A 23,343-nucleotide genomic window follows, 5' to 3' on the forward strand; every position below is an offset into this window, starting at 1 on the left:
AGCCATTTACTATCATGAATCAATTTGAATTTGACCAATTACTCGAAAAATATCTGAACGGGGAATGCACCCCCGAGGAGATTGCTTTTGTAGAGCAATGGTCTGAAAATATGCTTTCGATAGCCTCTGCTCCCCTGAGCGCTAGCGAACAACAAAACCTAGAAAAACAACTTTGGGAGCGTATTCAGCAGTCTATCGGGATTAAACCTTTCAAGTGGAAAATCTGGGCTATGGCAGCGACCGTCCTGATTTGTGTCGGATTGGCACTGAAGTGGTATGCTTGGCAAGATAGTCCAGAACAGCTTATACGTCAGTCGATTGCAACTAGCAATTGGGGGGTGATTGACTTAACAAACCATTCTTCGACCGTACAAAAGGTTACGCTTGAGGACGGTAGTGTGGTGCAACTCAATCCTAATAGTACGATTTCATATCCTGAACATTTCGGACAAAAAACAAGGACTGTTTATCTGAAAGGAGAGGCTTTTTTCAACATCAAACGAAATCCAGCGAAACCTTTTGTAGTACACACAGGCGATTTGGTTACTGAAGTGCTTGGAACAAGTTTTACCATTAAGTCCTACGAAAATTCCAAATCTATTGAGGTATTGGTTCGTACGGGGAAAGTATCGGTTTATGAACGAAAAAATGTAGAAAAACAAAAACGCAATGGGGTCATTTTAACACCTAATCAAAAAGTAGTTTTTGTGAAAGATTCTCGAAAAATCATTCCAAGCTTAGTTGAAGAGCCTGTGGTGATTGTTCCACCTGTGCAATTGACACAATTTATTTTTGAAGAAACGCCCTTAGCTCAGGTGCTGCAACACCTAAAGCAAGCCTACATGATAGATTTTGAGGTAGAGAGCGACGCATTTGAGAATTGTGTTTTTACAGGCGACCTCAACGAACTGCCACTTCATACCCAACTCGACCTTGTTTGTAAAGCCGTAAATGCTAATTACGAACAAAGAGGAACTGTCATATTTCTCTACGGTACGGGTTGTAAATAAAGAAAAACCGACAGTGCAATAACACTGTCGGTCGCATACCTTGTTCGAACTGCAATTCGAACCCACTGCAATGGGTACCAAGGTGTGTTTTTATCCAGTCACAGTTAAAAACAATTAAAATTATGAAAAAAAACGTACTATTTAAAAAGATTCTCTCCGAAGCAATGCGAATCACTTTGACCCAGCTATTGCTGTCGTTTGTGTTTTGTGGGATTACCCTAGCAAACGATGCTTTTTCTCAAGAGGTACTCAACAAGAGTATTTCGCTGAAACCAGAAACAATCACAGTTAAAAGAGCTTTAACGCAAATCGAAAGACTTGCAGATGTAAAATTTATTTATAGTCCAAATTTGATACAGTCAGAAAGGAAAGTAAACCTTTCTTTTGATAATAATCGTCTTTCGACAGTTCTTAACGATTTTTTAACTCCGTTAAATATTTCTTATGAAGTCGTTGGAAATAGAATCGTGCTTAGTAAAAAGGAATTAGAAGTTGTTCCGCAAGTGACTAACACGAAAGAACTCCCAAACGTAATAAACGCCGATATAAACGTAACAGGACAAGTAACTGACGAAAAAGGTCAGCCATTGACTGGGGTATCGGTGTTGGTAAAAGGCAGCACAAGAGGAACAACATCGGATGCTAATGGTAATTTTAGAATTGCAGTACCAGACAACGATGCAGTGTTGATTTTCTCATTTGTTGGCTATAAAAAACAAGAAGTAAGTGTAGCAGGAAGAAGCAAAATTATGCTTTCGTTACAACCTGAAAACCAAAACTTAGAAGAGGTCGTAGTAGTAGGTTATGGTACTCAATCTCGTAAAAACTTGGTTTCTGCTGTAACGACCATTAAACCTGAAGAATTAAATAAAGGGGCTATTTCAGACGTAGGTCAATTATTACAAGGTAAAGTACCAGGTTTGAATATCACTCGTAGCGGTGACCCGAACCGTTCGGCGGCTATTATTTTACGTGGTGCCTCTACGCTTCGTGATGGTGCTCAATCGCCTCTATTTGTGATTGATGGAGTGCCTGGAGCAGATATTTCTTTGATTGCTCCTGACGATATTGCTTCAATGGATGTATTAAAAGATGCGGCTGCCACTGCGATTTATGGTAACCGTGCATCAAATGGGGTAATTATGGTAACAACTAAGCGTGCAGGTAAAGGGCAAATGCAAGTTTCGTATGGTGCGTATATGGCAGTTGATAAAGTTTCGAATAAATACGAAATGATGGATGCCAATCAGTTAAAATCCTTCTTGGCAGCTAATGGACAAGCTTTAACTCCTGCGGATGATCAAGGGGCAAATACCAATTGGCAAGATGCTGTACAACGCAAAGAGGCATTTTCTCAAAATCACAATTTGTCTTTCGGTGGAGGAACAGAGAGTACGGTTTATAATGCCAGTATCAACTATTTCAATCAACAGGGGATTCTTAAATCTTCTGGCTTAAGTCGTGTGGTAGCTCGTTTGTCAATTGAACAAAAAGCCATGAATGACAAGTTGAAGTTCGGTTTATCGGTAACAAACTCGATGAGTGATGCTGATTGGGTTCCTTACAGAAATACTGTTCTTGCACAAATGTTGACATATTTGCCAACCGCGCCTATCAAAAATGCCGATGGAACGTGGTATGACAACTTTGCTAAAAGTAATTATTACAACCCAGTTTCATTGATTGAAAATGGTACTGAAAAATTGAAGTACAAAAGCCTAGTGGGTACATTCTTTACACAAGCTAAGTTACCATTCGGTTTGACGTATGACTTAAAATTATCATATCAAAACTTCCAAACAAATTACGGAGCGTACTATAATAGTTATTATACCCAGTACTATAACAATATCCGTAGCACTCCAGAACCTCCTGGTAACCCATCTTTTATTACCTTGGTTGGAACGAATGGTTTTGCAACACGTAATGCTTATGAAAACCGTCAGAGTTTGTTAGAAACCTATTTGACTTGGGATAAACAATTGGGAGATCACTCTATCAACGCAGTGGTTGGGTATTCTTGGCAAGAAAGTATCAATGGCGATGGTTTTCAGTCAACAAGTACTAATTTTCCTGTGGACGCCGTAAGTTATAATAATTTAGGAATGGGTAACCCTTATGCAGTGGCGTCTTTTAGAGTGAATTATGGTGGTGATAATTATCAACAAATTCGTTTGATTTCTGATTTTGGACGTTTGAATTATAACTATAAAAACAAATACTTAGTCCAAGCATCTGTTCGTCGCGACGGTTCTTCTGTATTTGGAGCAAACAAACGTTGGGGATATTTCCCATCAGTAGGTTTGGCTTGGAGAGTTGATAATGAGCCATTCATGGAAAATCAAAAGATTTTTGATGAATTAAAACTTCGTGTAAGTTACGGTGTAACAGGTAACTCATTAGGCTTTAGCCCATATACGACTAAATTAATTTATGGTAATGTTGGTACATTCTACTACAATGGAAGCCAACAGTCAGCTATTGGGGCATTGCAAAATGAAAACCCAGATTTAGGTTGGGAAAAAACTGCTACTTCAAATATTGGGGTTGACTTTGCCGTGGCAAAAGGTCGTGTAAGTGGTACGTTGGAGGTTTATGACAAGACCACCTCAGACTTGATTTGGACGTACCCAGTAAGTACTGTACTTTATCCAAACGGTTCTTTGACGGCAAACGTAGGTAAAATGAGCAACAAAGGTGCAGAATTGACATTGAATTTTAGTGCGATAAAAACTAAAAACTTTTCTTGGAATACAACCTTGAACTTGGCTCATAACCGTAATAAAATCGAAAGTCTTTCAAACTCAACTTTGAAAACAGACTCAGTGAAAATTGTTCAACCAGATGGTGGTGGGCAAACAGGTGAAACTGTTCAGGTAATTGTTGCTGGTATGCCAATCGGACAATTCTATACGTACGAATACGCAGGAAAAGACGCAAACGGTGTTTCTCAATATTACAAAGCGAATGGAGAGTTGACTACTCGTCCTGAGATTGGTAAAGACTACCGTATGTTGGGTAATGCGCAGCCAAAATTGTTGTTAGGTTGGACAAACTCATTTACCTACAAAAACTTCGACTTAAATGTATTCTTCCGTTCGGTGCTTGGAAACAAAATCATGAATGTAACCCGCGCAGATTTGTATAGACCAAGTACTGCTCGATTTACAAACATTCCTGTAGAGGTGGCAAGTGAATCTGCGGCAGATTATAACTCATACCGTTACTCATCAAGATTCATTGAAGATGGTTCATATCTACGTTTAGATAATGCAACGTTGGCTTACACTTTCAAAAATTTAGGTAAAAATTTCAAAAGAGTACGTGTTTATACCTCTGTAAACAACCTTTTTGTAATTACCAGTTACAAAGGTATCGACCCAGAAATCAACCAAGGTGGCCTTGCACCAGGGGTAGACGCCAACAACTTCTATCCAAAAACTAGAACCTTTTTGTTTGGGGTAAATGCGTCTTTTTAATTTACCACTGAAAGATTTCTTGAAAAATGGTCATACATAGAGTTTTAGACTCAATTCAAATATTGAAAACAATGAAAAGATATTTTAATATATTCCTACTATTTTTTGGTGCTATCGGGCTGTATTCCTGCCATGATTTGGACGTGCCAGTAACAACACAACTTACTCCCGACGTATTTCCTCAAACTCCAGCACAATTTGTTCAAGCTGCAGGACCTACGTATAATAGTTTCCGCCAAAGTTTTGCTGTTGAATATTGGTTTCTTCAGTCATTGAGCACAGATGAGGCTATTTTACCTGCCCGTGGAGGTAACTGGTACGACGGTGGACGTTACGAACAACACCACAAACACACATGGAATCGTGATAACGCCCATGTTCAAGGGACTTGGAATTGGCTGACGTCTACAATCTCAATCAGTAATCAAAACATTTATTTGATTTCTAAAGCACCAGAATCAGATGCGAAAAAAACGTCTATTGCTGAACTACGTTCTATGCGTGCGTTATGCTATTTTATGATGATGGATTTATGGGGTAATGTGCCAGTAACTACTCAATTTGGAGATACTACCACGGCTCGTACCACAGCTCGTGCTGACGTTTTTAAGTTTATTGAGAAAGAGCTGAATGAAAGTATCCCAAATCTAAGTGAAGTAGTTGGACAAGAAACTTACGGTCGTCCTACGAAATTTACTGCTTATGCCATTTTAGCAAAAATGTATCTGAATGCTGAAGTTTACACTGGTACTGCACGTTGGAATGATGCTATCGCAGCATGTGATAAAATTATCAGTTCAGGTAAGTTTGCTTTAGAATCTGACTACAGAAAGATGTTCTTTATCAACAACGGACCACAAATCAAGGAGTTTATCTATGCAATACCTTATGACGCTTCTGCGCCAAATGGTTATATGTTTTATGCTCGCTATGCTCTCCCAAGATCTTTGCGTGCCAAATATAGTTTGCCATTTACGCCTAGTTCGGCATGTAGTACTTTACCCGAATTTTATGCTTATTTCAATGATTCAAAAGATCTAAGAAATCAACAGTGGATTACGGGTAAACAGTTTGACTACAAGGGTAATCCTGTAATGGTGAGTACAACCAAGCAAGGTTATGATGAAGATTATAAAGGTGCAGACGCCTCGGTAGCGCTAACCTATCAGGTAGATATTACGCCAAATGTTGTGATTAAAAATGCAGCTAGTTTTGATTTAGGAAATGACGAAAAAGCTTGGAATATGGGATATCGTAACAATAAGTTTTATTGCGATTCTACTTCAGCTACTCGTAACCAAAATAATGACGTACCTATTTTCCGTTATGCCGACGTATTGTTGATGAAAGCAGAAGCTATCTTGAGAGGCGGAACTGCTACAAACGGGCAAACTGCCTTGGGTTTAGTAAATGAATTGCGTTCAAAACGTACTACTTCGCCAGCGTGGACCACGGTAACATTACAAACCTTGTACGAAGAACGTTCTCGTGAGTTTACATGGGAAACTTGGCATAGAAATGATATGATTCGTTATGGAAAATACGAAGACAAATGGGGCGTAAAAACTGATAACGATGTACGAAAAAGATTATTCCCTATACCAACAAATGCGTTGCAGGTTAACCGACTATTAACGCAAAACCCAGGATACTAGGTATTAATGTAAAATTGTGAGTCGTTACTGGAATTGTAATGTCGGATTTAGGATTTCTGATTTCGGAACAATTGAATTAATAGGATTAACTAAGTCAGGTAATATATCCGACATCCACAGTCACAAACGGTTAACTCTCAATTCTACAATAAAACTTTACAAAATTTTCACATTGCCAAAGCCAAAAACTTTGGCAATGTGTGTAAATAGGGGTTGCGAGGTTTGATTGAGTAGATTTTAAAGAAAACTGTTTTTAACAGTATGGAATAATACTTTGATAAATCCCTTCTTTATGCAAAAAAAACGACTTGATTCATTAGATGCTTTGCGTGGGTTTGATATGTTCTTTATTATTGGTGGCGAAGCATTTATTCACACATGGGCAACGTATTCTAATTGGCCACCCATCGTTTGGATGTCCTCACAATTACACCATAGTGATTGGAATAGACTCACTTTTTATGATTGTATATTCCCTCTATTTATCTTCATTGCTGGGTTTTCGATGCCATTAAGTTTTGAAAGTCAAATTCAAAAACTGACGCAACTTTCACATCCTAATCCCCAATCAAAAATCTTATTTCATCTGCTAAAAAGAACGCTAATACTTATTTTATTGGGTGTTGTGGTAAATGGCTTTTTTAAGTTTCAAGGATATGAAAATACACGTATCGCCAGCGTATTAGGACGTATTGCATTGGCGTGCTTAGGTGCAGGAGTTTTGGTGCTTTACACCTCAGTTCGAACACAGATCATTGCTTTTGTGTCGATATTGGTGGGCTATTTTTTACTGGTAAGATTTTACCCTGTTCCAGGTTTTGGCGTATTTGATTTTACCAAAGAAGGAAATGTGACAGCGTATTTTGACCGACTTTTTTTACCAGGGAAATTGCATCGTAAAGTGTATGATCCAGAAGGAATTCTTTCCACGATTCCTGCTATATGCAATGCCTTGATGGGTGCATTTACGGCACGTTTTTTATTGAAAAATCCTCTAAAATTAGATTCTAATAGACTTTTAGGAGCAATGTTTTTTATTGGAGGAGGATTAATTGTAGCGGCTGAATTATGGGCATTGATATTCCCAATCAATAAAATAGTTTGGACATCCTCTTTCGTTTTGATAACAGGAGGTATCAGTATATGGTTTTTGACATTCTTCTATTGGTTTGTCGATGTAATGGGTTTCAAAAAGGTCGTTCAACCCTTTATTTGGATTGGTACTAACTCCATTACGATATATTTGGCGGTGCATAATATCATCAATTTTGAGTCTACGGCGCATTATTTTTTAGATGGAATGCTACAAAATTCTACGATTGATGCACAAAACTTCGGAATTGCTTCAGGTGTATTATGTTTGCAATTAGCTGGATTGTATTTTTTATATAGAAATAAATTATTCTTAAAAATATAGGTCATAAGTATTAATGTTGAATTGTGAGTGGAGAATTGTGAATGTAATATTCTCATTATTGAAGCTATTTAAACTTTTCAAAAAACAGATTTTATGGAGTAGTAAAGATTAGACAAATAGTCAAGCTGAGGTGAAGTTTTGCTATAAATTTTTGATTATGAGCACCTTCAAATAACGAATATACTATTAACTACTAACGTCTTCTTAATTACCCAATTTTAATTAACATAACATGAAAAGAGTATCTCTAACGTTGTTGGTAAGCTTGTTTTGTATTTTTCAATTATCGGCGCAAATCGATTTAGGAGAATCCAAAGCATTAATTAAACGAATTATTCCAACCAGAGCCAGTGCCTTTGAAGTCGGTTATCTTCCACAAGAAAACGGGAAAGATGTTTTTGAAATCAGTTCAAAAAAAGGCAAAATTATCCTTAAAGGAAGCACTGGGGTAAGTATTGCTTCGGCATTTAATTACTATCTGAATGAATATTGTCACTGCCAAATTACTTGGAATGGTTCAAACTTGGCATTACCTAAGGTACTGCCAGTCCTCAAAACTCCTGTAAAAAAGAACTCAGATTTTCTTTACAGATATTATCTCAATTACTGTACATTCAATTACAGTATGTCATGGTGGGATTGGAAACGTTGGGAAAAGGAAATTGACTGGATGGCACTTCATGGTATTAATATGCCTTTGGCGATTACGGGTGAAGAATACACTTGGTATGAAGTTTATAAGGAAATGGGCTTTAGCGATGATGATTTGAAAGGCTTTTTCTCAGGACCTGCGTATTTTTCATGGTTTTGGATGGGAAATCTTGACGGCTGGGGTGGACCACTTCCTTTAAGCTGGATGAAAAGTCATCATGAATTACAAAAGAAAATTATTAAAAGAGAACGTGCATTGGGAATGAAACCCGTTTTGCCAGCCTTCACAGGTCACGTACCAGAGGCTTTTAAAAAGTATTTTCCGAAAGCTAAACTCAAAGCGACTAACTGGACAAATGGTTTTGCTGATACCTATATTCTAGATGCTGAAGATCCGCTATTTGCTGAGTTAGGTAAAAAGTTCTTGCAAAAGCAAACGAAAATGTTTGGTACAGACCATTTTTACTCAGCTGACACTTTCAACGAAAACGAACCTCCATCGGATGAACCTGCATTTTTATCAAAACTGAGTGCTAAAGTCTATGAAGGTATGCAACAAGCCGACCCCAAAGCGGTTTGGGTAATGCAAGCATGGTTGTTTTATTCGGATCGAAAATTCTGGAAAGAGCCACAGGTAAAAGCTCTTTTGGAGGCAGTACCAAACGATAAAATGTTGTTGCTGGACTTGGCAACGGAAATTGAACCCGTTTGGAAACGTACGCAAGCCTATTATGGTAAACCTTGGGTTTGGAATATGTTGCATAATTTTGGAGGCAACGTCAATCTCTTTGGACGAATTGAAGGTGTAGCCAACGGACCTGTTCAAGCACTGAATGACCCTAACAAAGGAAATTTACAAGGCTTGGGTTTGACAATGGAGGCGATTGAGCAAAATCCAGTGCTTTATGCTTTGACAATGCGTCATGCTTGGGATAGCTCGCCATTGGACTTGGACAAGTGGTTGGATGGCTATATCCGTAATCGTTATGGAAAAGTGACGCCAGAAAACCGTGAAGTTTGGCAAATTCTCAAAAAAACTGCCTACAACGGAACAACAATTCGTGATGGTGCTGAGTCTATTTTGACAGGTCGACCAACCTTTGATTCGACGACTGTTTGGACAAGAACTAAATTGAATTATCCTCCCAAAGAGTTATTGCCAGCATGGCAATTGATGGTGAAGTCTATCGCAGTAAATGGAAGTAAAGAGGGTTTTCAGTATGATTTAGTCGATATTTCAAGACAGGTACTGGCAAATTATGCCTTGCCTTTGCAGAAAAAATGGGTGACAGCGTATCGTAAAAATGATTGGGAAAGCTTTCAAAAATATACGAAAGAATATCTGATATTGATGGATGATATGGACGAATTATTGGGAACTCGTCAGGATTTTTTACTAGGTAAATGGATCAAAGAAGCGCGTGCTTGTGGCTTTACACCTGCTGAAAAAGACTTGTACGAACAAAATGCCAGAGACCTAATAACACTTTGGGGAGATGCCAATTCGCCGTTACACGAATATTCAAATCGTCAATGGAATGGTTTAATGAAGGATTTCTATAAAGTTCGTTGGGAGAAATTCTTTGATGCCTTGACTACTGCTCATCAAAAAGGAGAAAAATATCAGCATGAGGCCTTCGAAAAGGAAATCAAGCAATGGGAATGGTCATGGGTAACCTCACATAAGGATTTTATGGCAACACCAAAGGGCAATCCAAATCAGATAGCCCAAAAGCTGTTTGATAAATATTATGTAAAAATCCAGCAGGCTTACGAATAATTACCATTTTCCCTTAAATCACATAGAGACGTTGCTTGCAACGTCTCTACTAATTTAATTCTATTGTGAAAAAAATCTTACTTATCTTATTACTATCGACGTCCCTTTTTGCACAGAAAAAACCGCTTGATTATGTCAATCCATTGATTGGATCGGCACCTAGTACTACGCCAAGTGCCAAAAAACATAGCGAGGCTGGTTCTGAATTAAAAGGACAAGTAGTTCCTATGATTGGTGTTCCACAAGGATTAACCACTTGGACACCTCAAACAAGAGCTACTGAACAAAAATGTATTCCACCATATTACTATAACGATGGAAAAATTCAAGGATTTCGTGCAAGTCATTGGATGAATGGAAGTTGTGTGCAAGATTATGGCACAATGACGCTTATGCCTCAAGTGGGAAAAGTCGAAATTAACCCCGAAAAAAGAGCAGAAGCTTACTCACGAAAAACTGAAATTGTACGTCCAGATTTGTATCAGGTAGATTTACAAAATTCTGGAATCAACGTTGCCATGACAGCACTTTGCAGAAGTGGATTTTTTAAAATTAAATATCCTAATCAGCAGGAGAACTATCTTATTATCGAGCCAAATTCCGACGAAGGTGTTGGGTTCGTACAAATTTTTCCAGAAAGAAAAGAAATAGTAGGTTATAACCCCGTACACCGAATTTATCAAGGTTGGGGACAACCTGCAGGATTCAGCGGCTATTTTGTCCTACAATTTGACTCCGATATTTCAGATTTTGGAACATGGCTCAAAAATGAAATAACCCCTAAACAGACTATCGCTCAAGGAAAAGCCGTAGGAGAAAATGTGGGAGCTTATGTTAGATTTGCGTCCAAAGTTGTAAACGTTCGAATAGGTACTTCATTTACAAGTATTGAAGGAGCTCGTAAAAATTTAAAGGCAGAAATTTCGCATTGGAATTTTGATTTAGTCAAACAAAGTGCTGCTAACCAGTGGAATATGGCGCTTGGTAAAATTCAGGTAAAAGGTTCTGATAATGACAAAACGCTATTTTACTCAGCGCTTTATCATGCCAAGCTGACACCAAGAGTTTTCTCAGATTTTGATGGAAAATATCCTCAATTTGCAGGTGGCAAAACCATAGAAACAGCCAAAGGATTTACCTATTATGAAGATTACAATCTCTGGGATACTTATCGTGCAGTTCACCCACTTCATACGATTTTAGAGCCAAAACGCACCGCCGATATGATGCAATCATTGATTGTAAAAGCAGAGCAAGGCGGTTGGTTACCTATTTTTCCGTGTTGGAATCAGTACACGGCTGCCATGATTGGCGACCATGCGATTTCAGTTATTGGCGATGCGTATATCAAAGGTATCAAAGGTTTTGACATCGAAAAAGGCTATCAGTATATGCGCAAAAATGCCTTCGAACCTAACCCAGATGCCAAGAGTTATGAGCAAGGACAAGGACGTAGAGCTTTATCAAGCTATCTCAAATACCATTATATTCCCCTAGAAGATTCTGTTTGGCAAGCATTCCATAAGCGAGAGCAGGTTTCGCGTACGCTAGAATATGCCTACGACGATTTTGTATTGGGAAAAGTAGCGGAAAAATTAGGAAAAAAAGCTGATGCTGAAATACTTGCACAACGTGCGCAAAACTACAAGAATGTCATTGACCCGCAAACAGGATGGGCAAGAGGAAGATATGCGGATGGTTCTTGGATTGCCCAATTTGATCCTTTTGCACAGCGTTCGAGTTTTATTACAGAAGGTTCTCCTGCTCAATACACATTCTATGTGCCGCAAGATATTCAAGGATTAATCGCTCAAGTAGGAGGGAAAGAGCGATTTATTCAAAAGTTAGATACCCTTTTTGAACAGGGATATTATTGGCATGGCAACGAACCCAATAATCAGATTGCGTATTTGTATCCTTATGCAGGTCAGGCGGAAAAAACTCAAAAATGGCTTCGCAAAATTATTAGGGAAGAATACGATACCAGTCCTGGAGGAATGAGCGGAAACGAAGATGGTGGTCAAATGTCATCTTGGCTAGTGTTTAGTATGATGGGCTTTTACCCAGTTTGCCCAGGGAATCCTAGCTACACTTTAGGAAGTCCTATGTTTGATGAAGTAAAAATTCAGACACCTTCGGGTAAGTATTTTACCATAAAAACATATAACCAATCGGACAATCATCCAATGATTGATAGAATGAAATTAAATGGTAAGCCCTTTTCAGCTATTGAAATTACACATCAAGAATTGTTAAAAGGCGGTCTTTTAGAAGTTTGGATGAAATAAAACCCTAAGAGTATGTTTGAAATTTTATTCGGTATTTGTAGAAGAAACAACATTTCCTATCGACACTCCTTACTTTTCTTGTCTTGACACAAGAAAAGTAACAAAAGAAAGTCAAGAAATCCTAAACTCGCCTGCGGCTCAAACAATAGGATTTCAGAAAATAAATACAGGCTTTTTTATTTTAATGAATTTAAACATGCTCTAAATTTTGGCTAGAGTGTGAGCTGGTTTACTTAAAAACTTTACGCTCTAGCCATATTTTTCATGCTAAAATTTTTATTTTGAATTTGCTTCTCTATCTTCACGACATAAAATTTATGATGTTTTAAAGTAAATAGTTCGTGAAAAGTAAATATTCTACCTTGTTCGTACTAGGAACACTGTTTCTGTGCGCCAAAACTTTCTACAAATACGCCAAAATTCCGCAACTTCTCTGGCTTGTCAAACCTGTTGCTTTTTGGATTTCTTCGATTACTAATACTTCAATGTATTGGGATGATTCAGCTGGCTATGTTTTTCCTAGTTTAGGTATTTGTATTGAAAAATCCTGTTCGGGTTTCAATTTTTTGCTGATATGTTCTGCAATGTTATCCTATTTAATTTTGCAGAATAATAAACAAATTTCTCCAAAATATGCCTTATCAATATTGCTGATTTCATATCTGAGTACGATTGTCAGCAACACTGCACGAATTTGTTTTTCCATTTTATTAAGTCAAGCATTTCCTCAGAATTGGATAGTACATCATTCTTTTGTTCATCAAGGAGTTGGGGTTCTCACCAATTTATTTTTTCTCATTTTCACGTATTTAGTTTTTCAATACCTATTCAAAACAAGTCTACAACATGAAAAGTCTTCTTAAACCCTTTTGGATTATCCTATCCAACACGCTGCCTCTTTCGGTACTACTTTTTTTACTCTTTATTGAATGGCAAACAATTCATACACTCTTGCGGGAGGACACCCAAAAGTACTGGTTTATAGTAGCTGGTATCGTGTTAGGATTGCTTGTAATACAAAGTATTTATGCTATAAGGCTCATTATACTTCGAAAAACTATACCGCTGGTCTACGGAGTGATAACCTTGATTGTACATTTATTATGCTTAATTATTTATGTGACCTACAGTGATGAAATTGTACCAAGGGAAGTACCCGCATGGATGATTGATGGTAATAAATACGTCTACATATTCACGTTTATGATGCCAAGTTTGCTTTATGCCATGATTGTACTAATCCTTGAATCTACTCCCGATGTATCCAAGGTTAGTTTTTCTAAAAATCTTGCACTTTCGTTGGCAATTCCGATTGGGTTTTATTTTTTCTTTTTCATGATGGGCTCCGTCTATCATCCAAATCAAATATCTGATTATTTAGAGATTTTCCTCTGGATTTTGATAGTTGGTGTTATGGTTAGCTTTTTTTATTTTGCTACAAGGGCGCTTTATATTTTAATATTCATTAAAAGTCTACTCAAAAAGATACCAGCCATTTTATGGAAAATTATCATTGCATTGATCTTTCCAATTCTTGGGTTAGGTCTGTACGCTACTTTGATGCCTATAGGAGGAATTTTCGGCGACTTCTCAAACAAATGGTTTTTTATTTTGGCCATTATCAATGGTATTATTGTTTGTGTACCGAGAAGTCTTAACCCTACAATTAACCTCTGTCTGTGGATATTAAGAGCAAGTACCTTTAGTTTTACCTGCTATTTCTTTTTGGTATTTTTGCCGTATACACCCCTTTCTTTTATTTTGCTTTTTACGGTAGTTTTTGGCGTGTTAATGCTTACACCAAGTGCACTTTTTATAGTTCACAGTGCGGAATTGTATCAAGACTTTCAGGATTTAAAGCAAAGTTTTAACGCTTACTATTTGATAATTAGTGGGTTATTGTCATTTGCGTTCATTCCCACTATAATTATTATTGATTTTTGGAATGCCAGAAACGATTTACACACAACGCTCGAGTACGTTTACAGCCCCAATTATGAAAAAGAGCCTCAAACGACTTCGGTGAATCTTAAAAAACTATTGAAATATGTAAAATCCACCAAGCAGAGCCGCCCCGCTACTTTTAGCTGGACTCCTTATATTGATACTTTTTATTCATGGATGGTATTGGATAATTTGAGTTTGTCCAATCGAAAAATTAGTGATTTAGAACAAATCTATCTTGGGAAAGCCTCACAAATTCTTGTAGAAACCACCCCCAATCAAATTGCAGGTCTGCAAGATATTAGAACTGAGAGTATGTATGATAGTAGCACTCAAACTTGGAAATCTTGGGTACATTTAGCTATCAGGAATGGTAAAAATCAAAATGCTGAATATCATGAAAAATTCAATCTGCCAGTAGGGACATTTGTCACCAATTATTATTTAGATATTGCAGGCAAAAGAGAATTGGGAATTTTGGCGGAGAAGAAAACAGCAAAATGGGTGTATCGAAATATCGTAAATGAAAGCATAGTAAAAGACCCTGGTTTATTGTATTTTTCTGATGAGAATAAAGTTGAATTGCATGTGTATCCTTTTGCGCCAAACGAATTAAGAACTACTGGTTTTCAGTTGATTCACAGAGAGCCTATTGAGCTAATAATCGGAAACAAAATAGCCAAATTAGGAGCAGATAAACACCCTAATGTAATACAGAATACGCCACATTTTATCTTTATACCCAATAAGGAAAAAGCAAAATTATCTGAATCCTATCGGAAACCCTATTTTCATTTTATTTTGGATGTTGCCCATGGAAACTCCTTTCAGAGATATACATATCAATTACAAAAGTTAAAGAAAGATTACCCTGCTTATTTCCCAAAAGCCAAGATAAGCTTGGTTAATTCTTATGTTAAAACTGTCGATTATACAGATAATTGGATGGATGAATTATCGGAAGACGGTATAGCAGGTGGCTTTTTTCTAGAAAGGGGAATTCAACAAATTGCTTATCAAGAGACAAAAAATCAATCTAGTTTTTACCCGATTATAGTCGTACTAAGTGATTCGATCGCTAATGGTGTATTTCCTGAGAATAAATTATCACATTGGTGTTTTGCTTTTCCAGAAGGAGCTAATTTTCTATTGTTAGACAGTCAGAATATACTCACTAATCACACTTTAGAAAACCCAATAAAGGGATATTCAGCAAAATTAGATTCTATTTTGTATCCTAAAAAAGTGCGTCTATTCGTATCAGAAGGGAAGAAGTATTTTCTTGCAGATGATGATAAAACAACTGTTATCTTCAAGTCGAATGCTTTAGAGGAGCCACTTACGTTTTCGAAAGAATCATGGCAGTCAGGTATGTTGTTAGAAAGCCAGAGAAGACAACTTTTGCTGCATCCCGAACAACAGGAAAAATATTGGCGAACTTTAGTGAAAAATAGTTTTGAGAGCAATATCCTTAGTGAATACACCTCGTACATAGCACTTGAAAACGAAGCACAAAAAGCAGTTTTGAAGAGAAAACAACGTGAAGTTTTGAATGCGAATTCCAATCTTGACTTGGTACAAGATTTGGAGCGCATGAGTGAACCTGAACTTTGGTTTATGATCGCTATAGTAGGTTTATTGGGAGTTTATCGCGAGCGAAAAAGAATTGTCTCCCGATTTTTCTCTTGATTTTTTCTGCTTAAGGTAGCAAGCAAAATAAAAATTATTTTATTCGCTTTAAGCTCTAGGCTTTATGCAGTAGGCTAAAAGTTAAATCGTATTTCTCATGAAGTAATAGAAACTTTTTTGCCTATTGCCCTACAGCTTACTGCATAAAGCGTATTAATGCAACTTTATTTTGCATTAATACTTAAGAATTTAAACATAACTAGATAGAGTCTACTTTTGAATATACACCCGTTTTATCCAGTAACTCACTAAGTGATAACTGAATCGAGCGAATGTCTTTCCAGTCTTTTAGGATAACTCCTAGTGTAGATTCAATGATGTTTTTGTCCAAAGCAGAAAAATGTAACGTTGCCAAGGCGGTTGCCCAGTCCAAGGTTTCGGCAATTCCTGGAGTTTTTTCTAGCTTTTGAGCTCTTAAAATCTGCATAAAGCTACAGATTTGTTGGGCAAGTTTGGCATCAATATTAGGTAAATGATTTCTGACAATCATTAACTCTTTTTCAAAATCGGGATAATCAATCCACAGATATAAACAACGTCGTCGCAAGGCCTCTGAAAGCTCTCGAACACGGTTTCCCGTTACAATTACTTGTGGAATGGAAGTGGCTTTGATGGTTCCAATTTCAGGAATGGTAATTTGCCAATCAGATAATACCTCCAACAGAAAACTTTCAAATTCTTCATCAGCTCGGTCAACTTCGTCAATTAAAAGCACACATTTTTGTGGTGACTGAATGGCTTGAAGTAAGGGACGTTTTAGTAAAAACTTTTCATCGAATAGCCCCTTTTCTTTTTCTTCTAGGCTGATTCCTGATTCCTCTGTAGCCTTCAAATGTAATAGTTGTCGTTGATAATTCCATTCATACAGAGCTTGTGAGGCGTCCAAACCTTCATAACATTGCAATCGAATCAGCTCAGTTGCCAATATCTGCGTCATGACTTTTGCAATCTCAGTTTTTCCAACCCCAGCTGGACCTTCAATGAGTAATGGTTTTTGAAGTTTGAGCGATAAAAACAACGCCATTTCAATTGAATGGTCGGTAATATATCCTCTTTCAAATAACAAGCCTCGTATAGATTCAAGCGTGATTTCTGACATAGTTTTCTTGTTGTAGTATAAAGAGACAAAGGCACAAAATGAAATACTGAAATAAGAATGCCAGCAAAAAATAATCAATAAACTACCGTATTCCCAACTCAAATCACTTTGTGCCTTTGCTCCTCTGTGCCTGTTTAACTAACTTCCACTAAAGCCCTTCTAGCATAAACCTTGGCCAAATGTTTACGATAATCCTCAGAGGCATAGTGGTCTGACATAATACTTACCCCTTCAGCGGCTTTAGAAGCAGCTTCTTCTGCTGAGGCGCCTGAACTTGAAGCACTTTCGACAGCTTCGTCTCTAAAAGCATAATCGGATACACCTGCAAAAGCAACTCTGGTAGCTCCAGAAGGCTCTTTTACTGCGGCACAGCCAACAATAGCAAAGCGAGAAGCTGGTTGGACAAATTTCTGATAAGTTGACTTTGTTCCTTCAGGAGGAATAGGAATTCTGATTTGAGTAATAATATCAGACTCTTCGAGTATGGTAGAGAAAAATCCTGTGAAGAAATCCTGAGCAGCTACAGTTTTAGTGCCGTCAGCACCTTGAATGACAATGCTGGCATCTGCTGCCAATAACAACGCTGGCCAATCGGCAGAAGGATCGGCGTGAGCTATACTTCCACCAATAGTTCCTTTGTTACGAACTTGCACATCACCAATAGCACTGGCTCCTTTAGCCAAAAAAGAGAGGGTATTGTGTACATCAGCAGAGGTGGCTATTTCATGATGCGTATTGGCTGCTCCAATAACCAAGGTTCCGTCCTCGATAGCAATGCCTTTTAGCGACTCGATTCGGGTAACATCTACTAAAGTTTCTGGTGCATTGAGACGCAATTTTAGCGCTGGAACTAAGCTATGTCCTCCTCCAAGTACTTTAGCATAGCTTCCATTTTGTAATATTTCGATGGCTTCTTCCACGGAAGATGCTCGTTTATAATCAAATGAATGAGGTATCATTTTGGTGAAATTTTGATGGTTGATTTTCCAGAAAATAAAATGTTTCCAGAAATAGGAACGCTTTAACTGTTCATCGCACGCCAAACTCGTTCTGGCGTTGTTGGCATAAGAATATCCTTCACGTGTCCAAAGCCTCCACTCCAGAGTGCATCCAATACAGCATTTACAACTGCTGGGGTCGAACCAATACAACCTGCCTCACCAGCGCCTTTTACGCCAAGTGGGTTGTGTGGACAAGGTGTTTCAGTGCGATCAAGTTCAAACATTGGTAAATCGTCGGCTCTTGGCATACAATAATCCATGTACGAACCGTTTATGAGCTGTCCATTTTCATCGAAGATTGCTCCTTCTAATAATGCCTGACCGATACCTTGCGCCAAACCACCATGAATTTGTCCATCTACAATCATTGGATTAATGACATTACCAACGTCATCAACTGCTATAAAGCGTTTCAGACTTACTTTACCTGTTTCTTTATCTACTTCTACCACAGCTATATGACAGCCATAAGGATAGGTAAAATTGGCTGGATCGTAAAAACTAGAGAAGTCTAAACCTGGTTCTAATCCTGCTGGATAATTGTGAGGAACATAAGCAGTAAGTGCAACATCACCAAAAGCTACGGATTTATCAGTTCCATTTACGGTGTATTTCCCATCTGCAAACGTAAGGTCATCCACATTCGCTTCGAGCTTATGGGCGGCGATTTTTGCCCCTTTTTCAATGATTTTTTCTAAGCTTTTTACAATAGCACTACCACCAACTGCCAAAGAACGAGAACCATAAGTACCCATACCGAAAGCTACAGTTTCGGTGTCTCCATGATGAATTTCGACATCCTCCAAAGGAATACCGAGCTTGTCGGCTACCACTTGAGCAAAGGTGGTCTCATGTCCTTGACCATGTGAGTGTGCACCTGTGTACACACTCACTTTACCTGTGGGCTGCACACGAACTTGCCCGACTTCGTATAAGCCTGCTCGAGCACCTAACGCACCAACTACCGCCGAAGGTGCAATACCACAAGCCTCAATGTAAGTTGAAAAACCTACCCCCAATAGTTTATTAGATTGAGCTGCTTCAGCTTGTGCTTTTCTGAATTCTTCATAGCCAAGCATAGCAACGCCTCTTCTCAATACTTCATGGTAATTACCTGAATCGTATTGTAAGGCTACTTGCGTTTGATAACCGGGCTGGTTTACCCCATCAAAAGGAGGAATAAAGTTTTTCAAACGTAGTTCCACTGGATCTACACCCATTTCATGTGCTGCCAAATCCATGAGACGCTCCAACAAATAGGTAGCTTCTGGACGACCCGCACCACGGTAAGCATCTACAGCATTGGTATGCGTAAAGGCACAAGTCATATCCAAATGAATTTTAGGAGTGGTGTACAAACCTTGCAAAAGAGTACCATGCAAATAGGTTGGTACAGCAGGAGCAAAGGTCGAAAGATAGGCACCAAGGTTCGCAAATGTTTTGATACGAAGTGCTGTAACATTCCCATCTTTATCAAAACCCATTTCGGCATGAGTTACATGGTCACGACCATGGGCATCTGTAATAAATGCTTCCGAGCGCTCAGAAGTCCATTTTACAGGTCTTTCAATTTGTTTTGAACACCATGTAACCAAGGCTTCTTCGGTGTAGTGGAATATTTTTGACCCAAATCCACCACCGACATCTGGACCCACTACACGTACTTTATGTTCTGGAATTCCCAACACAAAAGCACACATCAATAAGCGAATCAAATGAGGGTTTTGTGTACTGGTATAAAGCGTATATCTGTCTGAAGAAGGCTCATAAAGCCCAATCGCCGAGCGTGGTTCGATAGGATTTGGCACCATCCGCTGATTGACAAATTCCAATGAAGTCACATGATGTGAGTTGGCGATGGCCTCATCAACTTCAGCTTTGGGGTTGCCTATTTCCCAGTCAAATGCAATATTATTAGGTGCTGATTCATGCACTAAGGGTGCTCCGTCTTTTACAGCATCAGCGGGATTGACTACAGCATCAAAAACCTCATAATCTATTTCTACTAACTCAGCAGCATCGGCGGCAATTTCTTTGGATTCAGCAATAACTACTGCCACCGCATCGCCTACGTGCTTTACAGTACTTCCTGTTCCAACCAATAAGGGGTGAGGAGGTTCTTTCATAATGTCTCCATTTTTGAAATTGACCTGCCAACCTGCTGGTACGCCATTGATGCCAGATTGGGCTATGTCATCGCCTGTAAACACTGCTACAACTCCCTCGGCTGTGAGCGCCTGACTGATGTCTATACTCTTGATTTTGGCGTGGGCATACGGACTGCGGATGATATATGCGTAGGTTTGTCCCGGCAAAATCATATCATCGGTATATTTGCCTTTGCCTGTAATAAAACGCTTGTCTTCAACACGTTTTACGGCTTTACCAATATATTTATTACTCATGATTTCTGAATGAATGTTAAGAATGATTAATCGGTGATACGTTTAGGCGCTTACTTCGTTACCCATTTTCTCGGCAGCATATTGCACTGCTTTTACGATATTGTGATAACCAGTGCATCGGCAAAAATTACCTTCTAAACCATGGCGAATTTCCGATTCGCTGGGACATGGATTTTTAGCCAATAAATCTGCCGCAGTCATAATCATTCCTGGCGTACAAAAACCGCATTGTAAACCATGACATTCTTTAAATCCTTCTTGCAAAGGGTGTAGTTCTGCTCCTTGAGCCAAACCTTCAATCGTTGTAATCGAACTTCCGTCGGCTTGAACAGCTAGCATGGTACAAGATTTTACAGCAATACCATCGACATGAATCGTGCAGGCGCCACAACTACTGGTATCACAGCCAATGTGCGTGCCTGTCAATCGAAGAGTATCTCGCAAGAAGTGTACAAGAAGGGTGCGAGGCTCCACTTCTCGGACATAATCCTTACCGTTTACATTTACTGAAATTTTAATTTCCATTTTCGATAGTTGTTATTTAAAGGTTTGTATTTGTTTGATTATGAAGAGTATAAGTCTATTTTAGGAGACAATTTCTTCTTCGAAATTGCTAAAAAACTGCTTCGTCAATGTGTTGGCGACACCGCTCAGTACTCGTTGACCTGTGCGAGCCAACAAGCCAGATAGTTTAGCATCTCCATCAAAGCTGATTTCCGTTTGCTGAGCGTCCACTGATACTAAATTGATTTTGATGGAGGCATCTGCATTGCCGATTTTACTATTTTGACTAACATTGAGCGTAAAAGTTGATGGTTCTATAATGTCAGATAAGGTAAGACCACCAGAGAATTTGCCACTCACAGGACCCAATTTGATTTCAGAAATAGCTTCAAATTGGTTTTCGCCAGTTTTTTCAAGTCTCGAAACTCCTGGGACAATCTTGGCAAGGATGTCGGTATCCATCAGCATTTGCCAGACTTTCTCAATGGGAGCAGCCAAAGTATGTGAACCTGTTAATTGCATATTTTCGTTAAGTTAAATTGATAAAGAGTGACAAAAATCATCTATAATTCAATTGTATTTTTCTAATTTAATATTAAGGAATTACCAAATGTTAATTAGTTTTTGACAATTTTAAATTGAATTATTTCTCTATTTTATAAAACATTTTTTATCTTTCAAAGTAAAACTTGTATTTAATCAAGTTCTTATAAAATAGTACAATTTTTAGAGTTTTTTGTCTTGAAAAAATATAATAAATTTTATTCCTAGGCTAAAAATTTAACAATATGATTCATGCTTTTTTACCGACTTTTAGGTTTACGATGAAAATTATTGAATCACATGTCCTTCAGGCAAGAAATATTGTTAGTAGAAGTAAAATAGATGTTGGTCGAAAAAAGAGGTTGGCTTGGAATAAAAATGAGGAGGTATATGTTGAGATTTCGTAAAATTGTTAAATGAGTACGATAGGTTAGAAAACTACCAAATATTAATATTGAATTTTGAGTTATGAAAGAGATAAAGGCGATAATTGACGCATATCAGAAGATAGATTTTGAAACACACTCTGCTGCCTTGGCTACAGTCGTGCGTGTAGAAGGTTCTTCGTACAGACGAGCAGGAGCACGCATGTTGGTGAGTGATTCAGGAGAGTGGATTGGAGGTATTAGTGGGGGGTGCTTGGAAGGAGATGCGCTCAAAAGAGCTCGTTTGGCAATGGCTCAAGGTAAGGCCACCATTGTAACATACGATACCACCGACGATGACCCGTATCAAATTGGAGTCGGTTTGGGCTGTAATGGCATTATTGATGTCCTACTAACGCCCATTGATCCAAAGGATGACAATAATCCTGTCGCTATTTTGTCGGATATTATTGATAAACGTGTTCCAACGGTAGTCATAACGGTTACTGCTACAGATATACCTGAGCAATTACCGCTGGGTAGTGTTTATAAGTACGGAAACGGTCAATTTGCCACTGATTTCCCCCTAAGCGAAATTCAGGAAGAAGTTACCAAAGCAGCAGATGGGGCTTTGTTTTCGGAAAAATCAAGCTCATATCATTTTACGCTAGATAGTGGTGAAGAAGTAAGCATTTTCGTAGAAGTGATTTTGCCTGCGACTCATATTTTGATTTATGGAGGCAATTATGATATATATCCAATGGTACAATTAAGCAAAGAGGTAGGTTGGAAAGTTTCTGTAATTTGTAACCCTCTAAAAGTGCACAAAAGGCTATTTGATTGGGCCGATAACGTTATTGCTAAGGAAGACGCAGATACTGTTCAAATTGATGCCTACACCGTTGCAATTTTGATGGCGCATGATTACGAAACAGATTTCAAGAATATGCGTGCGCTCATTCAGACTCCAATCAAATATATCGGAATGCTTGGACCCAAAAAAAGAACCGATAAAATGTTTACTAAAATGGAGGAGGAGGGAAACCCCGTAGCATTCCAAGATTTGGAGAGAATTGCTACACCTGTAGGATTAGACATTGGAGCAAATACGCCTGAGGAAATTGCCATATCAATCATAGCCGAAATTCGTGCCATGTTTGCTGGTCGTTCGGGACAACGTTTGAGACTAAGAGATAAGCCAATTTACGAGAGCTAGCTGCTATTATTTAGTGATTGAGCGGTTGAGTGATTGAGTGATTTTTTTAAATTGGAGGCTAGTGGTAGAAACGCAAAGATTGCGTCTTTCAGAATGGTAACATCAAACATGAGTCATCCCGAGTTTTTAGGATTAGGATTATGCTCCAAATTTTTATCAAAAACATGAGTCATCCCGAATTTTTCGGGAGAACTTTTAAAAACGAAACCTCCTTGTTTATTTTGTGAATCACGACAAACACAAACAAACAGGAGGTTTCTATGCATAAAGCATTTCTACAAAATAATGACATAAAAT

General features: G+C 38.3%; 14 protein-coding genes. 9 read left to right on the forward strand and 5 right to left on the reverse strand.

All coding sequences use genetic code 11. The annotated features are described in order from the left end of the window. The first annotated feature begins 14 nt into the window (after window positions 1-14). The 8 genes from GVN22_RS22600 (at window position 15) to GVN22_RS22635 (ending at window position 15,913) form a co-directional block, all read left to right on the forward strand. The gene (locus GVN22_RS22600) at window positions 15-1,010 is read left to right on the forward strand and encodes a FecR family protein (RefSeq protein WP_166553282.1); all 996 of its coding nucleotides are present in this window, start codon (window positions 15-17) and stop codon (window positions 1,008-1,010) included. A gap of 122 nt (window positions 1,011-1,132) precedes the next feature. Further along, on the forward strand, window positions 1,133-4,489 hold the full coding sequence (locus tag GVN22_RS22605) for a TonB-dependent receptor (RefSeq protein ID WP_166553283.1): 3,357 nt from the start codon (window positions 1,133-1,135) through the stop codon (window positions 4,487-4,489). A 71-nt stretch (window positions 4,490-4,560) separates the two neighbouring features. Then, window positions 4,561-6,144 (forward strand): RagB/SusD family nutrient uptake outer membrane protein, encoded by a 1,584-nt coding sequence (locus GVN22_RS22610; RefSeq protein ID WP_166553284.1) that lies wholly within the window; start codon window positions 4,561-4,563, stop codon window positions 6,142-6,144. Between the two features lie 292 nt (window positions 6,145-6,436). Further along, window positions 6,437-7,561: an acyltransferase family protein gene (locus tag GVN22_RS22615; RefSeq protein ID WP_166553285.1), complete on the forward strand. Its 1,125-nt coding sequence runs from the start codon at window positions 6,437-6,439 to the stop codon at window positions 7,559-7,561. Between the two features lie 232 nt (window positions 7,562-7,793). Then, entirely contained in the window at window positions 7,794-9,992 is a 2,199-nt protein-coding gene (locus tag GVN22_RS22620) for an alpha-N-acetylglucosaminidase (protein ID WP_166553286.1), read from the forward strand. A 65-nt stretch (window positions 9,993-10,057) separates the two neighbouring features. Continuing rightward, a complete protein-coding gene (locus tag GVN22_RS22625; RefSeq protein WP_205691009.1) occupies window positions 10,058-12,280 on the forward strand; it encodes a GH92 family glycosyl hydrolase in 2,223 nt (740 codons plus the stop codon). 341 nt (window positions 12,281-12,621) lie between these two features. Continuing rightward, on the forward strand, window positions 12,622-13,143 hold the full coding sequence (gene xrtK, locus GVN22_RS28480) for an exosortase K (protein ID WP_166553287.1): 522 nt from the start codon (window positions 12,622-12,624) through the stop codon (window positions 13,141-13,143). Next, window positions 13,127-15,913 (forward strand): MSEP-CTERM sorting domain-containing protein, encoded by a 2,787-nt coding sequence (locus GVN22_RS22635; protein WP_166553288.1) that lies wholly within the window; start codon window positions 13,127-13,129, stop codon window positions 15,911-15,913. Before xrtK ends, GVN22_RS22635 begins: the two co-directional genes overlap by 17 nt. A gap of 199 nt (window positions 15,914-16,112) precedes the next feature. Here GVN22_RS22635 and GVN22_RS22640 read toward each other — a convergent pair whose 3' ends face one another. From GVN22_RS22640 to GVN22_RS22660, 5 genes are all read right to left on the reverse strand, one after another. Then, window positions 16,113-17,012: a MoxR family ATPase gene (locus tag GVN22_RS22640; RefSeq protein WP_166553289.1), complete on the reverse strand. Its 900-nt coding sequence runs from the start codon at window positions 17,010-17,012 to the stop codon at window positions 16,113-16,115. A gap of 134 nt (window positions 17,013-17,146) precedes the next feature. Then, on the reverse strand, window positions 17,147-17,971 hold the full coding sequence (locus GVN22_RS22645) for a xanthine dehydrogenase family protein subunit M (RefSeq protein WP_166553290.1): 825 nt from the start codon (window positions 17,969-17,971) through the stop codon (window positions 17,147-17,149). A 62-nt stretch (window positions 17,972-18,033) separates the two neighbouring features. Then, window positions 18,034-20,418 carry a xanthine dehydrogenase family protein molybdopterin-binding subunit gene (locus tag GVN22_RS22650; RefSeq protein ID WP_205691010.1) on the reverse strand — a complete coding sequence of 795 codons (2,385 nt, stop codon included), beginning with the start codon at window positions 20,416-20,418 and terminating at the stop codon, window positions 18,034-18,036. A 42-nt stretch (window positions 20,419-20,460) separates the two neighbouring features. After that, window positions 20,461-20,937 carry a (2Fe-2S)-binding protein gene (locus tag GVN22_RS22655; protein ID WP_370520468.1) on the reverse strand — a complete coding sequence of 159 codons (477 nt, stop codon included), beginning with the start codon at window positions 20,935-20,937 and terminating at the stop codon, window positions 20,461-20,463. Between the two features lie 66 nt (window positions 20,938-21,003). Next, on the reverse strand, window positions 21,004-21,444 hold the full coding sequence (locus GVN22_RS22660) for a CoxG family protein (protein WP_166553292.1): 441 nt from the start codon (window positions 21,442-21,444) through the stop codon (window positions 21,004-21,006). Between the two features lie 489 nt (window positions 21,445-21,933). On the opposite strand from GVN22_RS22660, the gene GVN22_RS22665 reads away from it, so the two are divergent. Next, on the forward strand, window positions 21,934-23,046 hold the full coding sequence (locus GVN22_RS22665; RefSeq protein ID WP_166553293.1) for an XdhC family protein: 1,113 nt from the start codon (window positions 21,934-21,936) through the stop codon (window positions 23,044-23,046). The last annotated feature ends 297 nt before the right edge of the window (window positions 23,047-23,343 follow it).

Source organism: Cellulophaga sp. BC115SP (assembly GCF_009905545.1).
Lineage (GTDB): Bacteria > Bacteroidota > Bacteroidia > Cytophagales > Spirosomataceae > Flectobacillus > Flectobacillus rivi.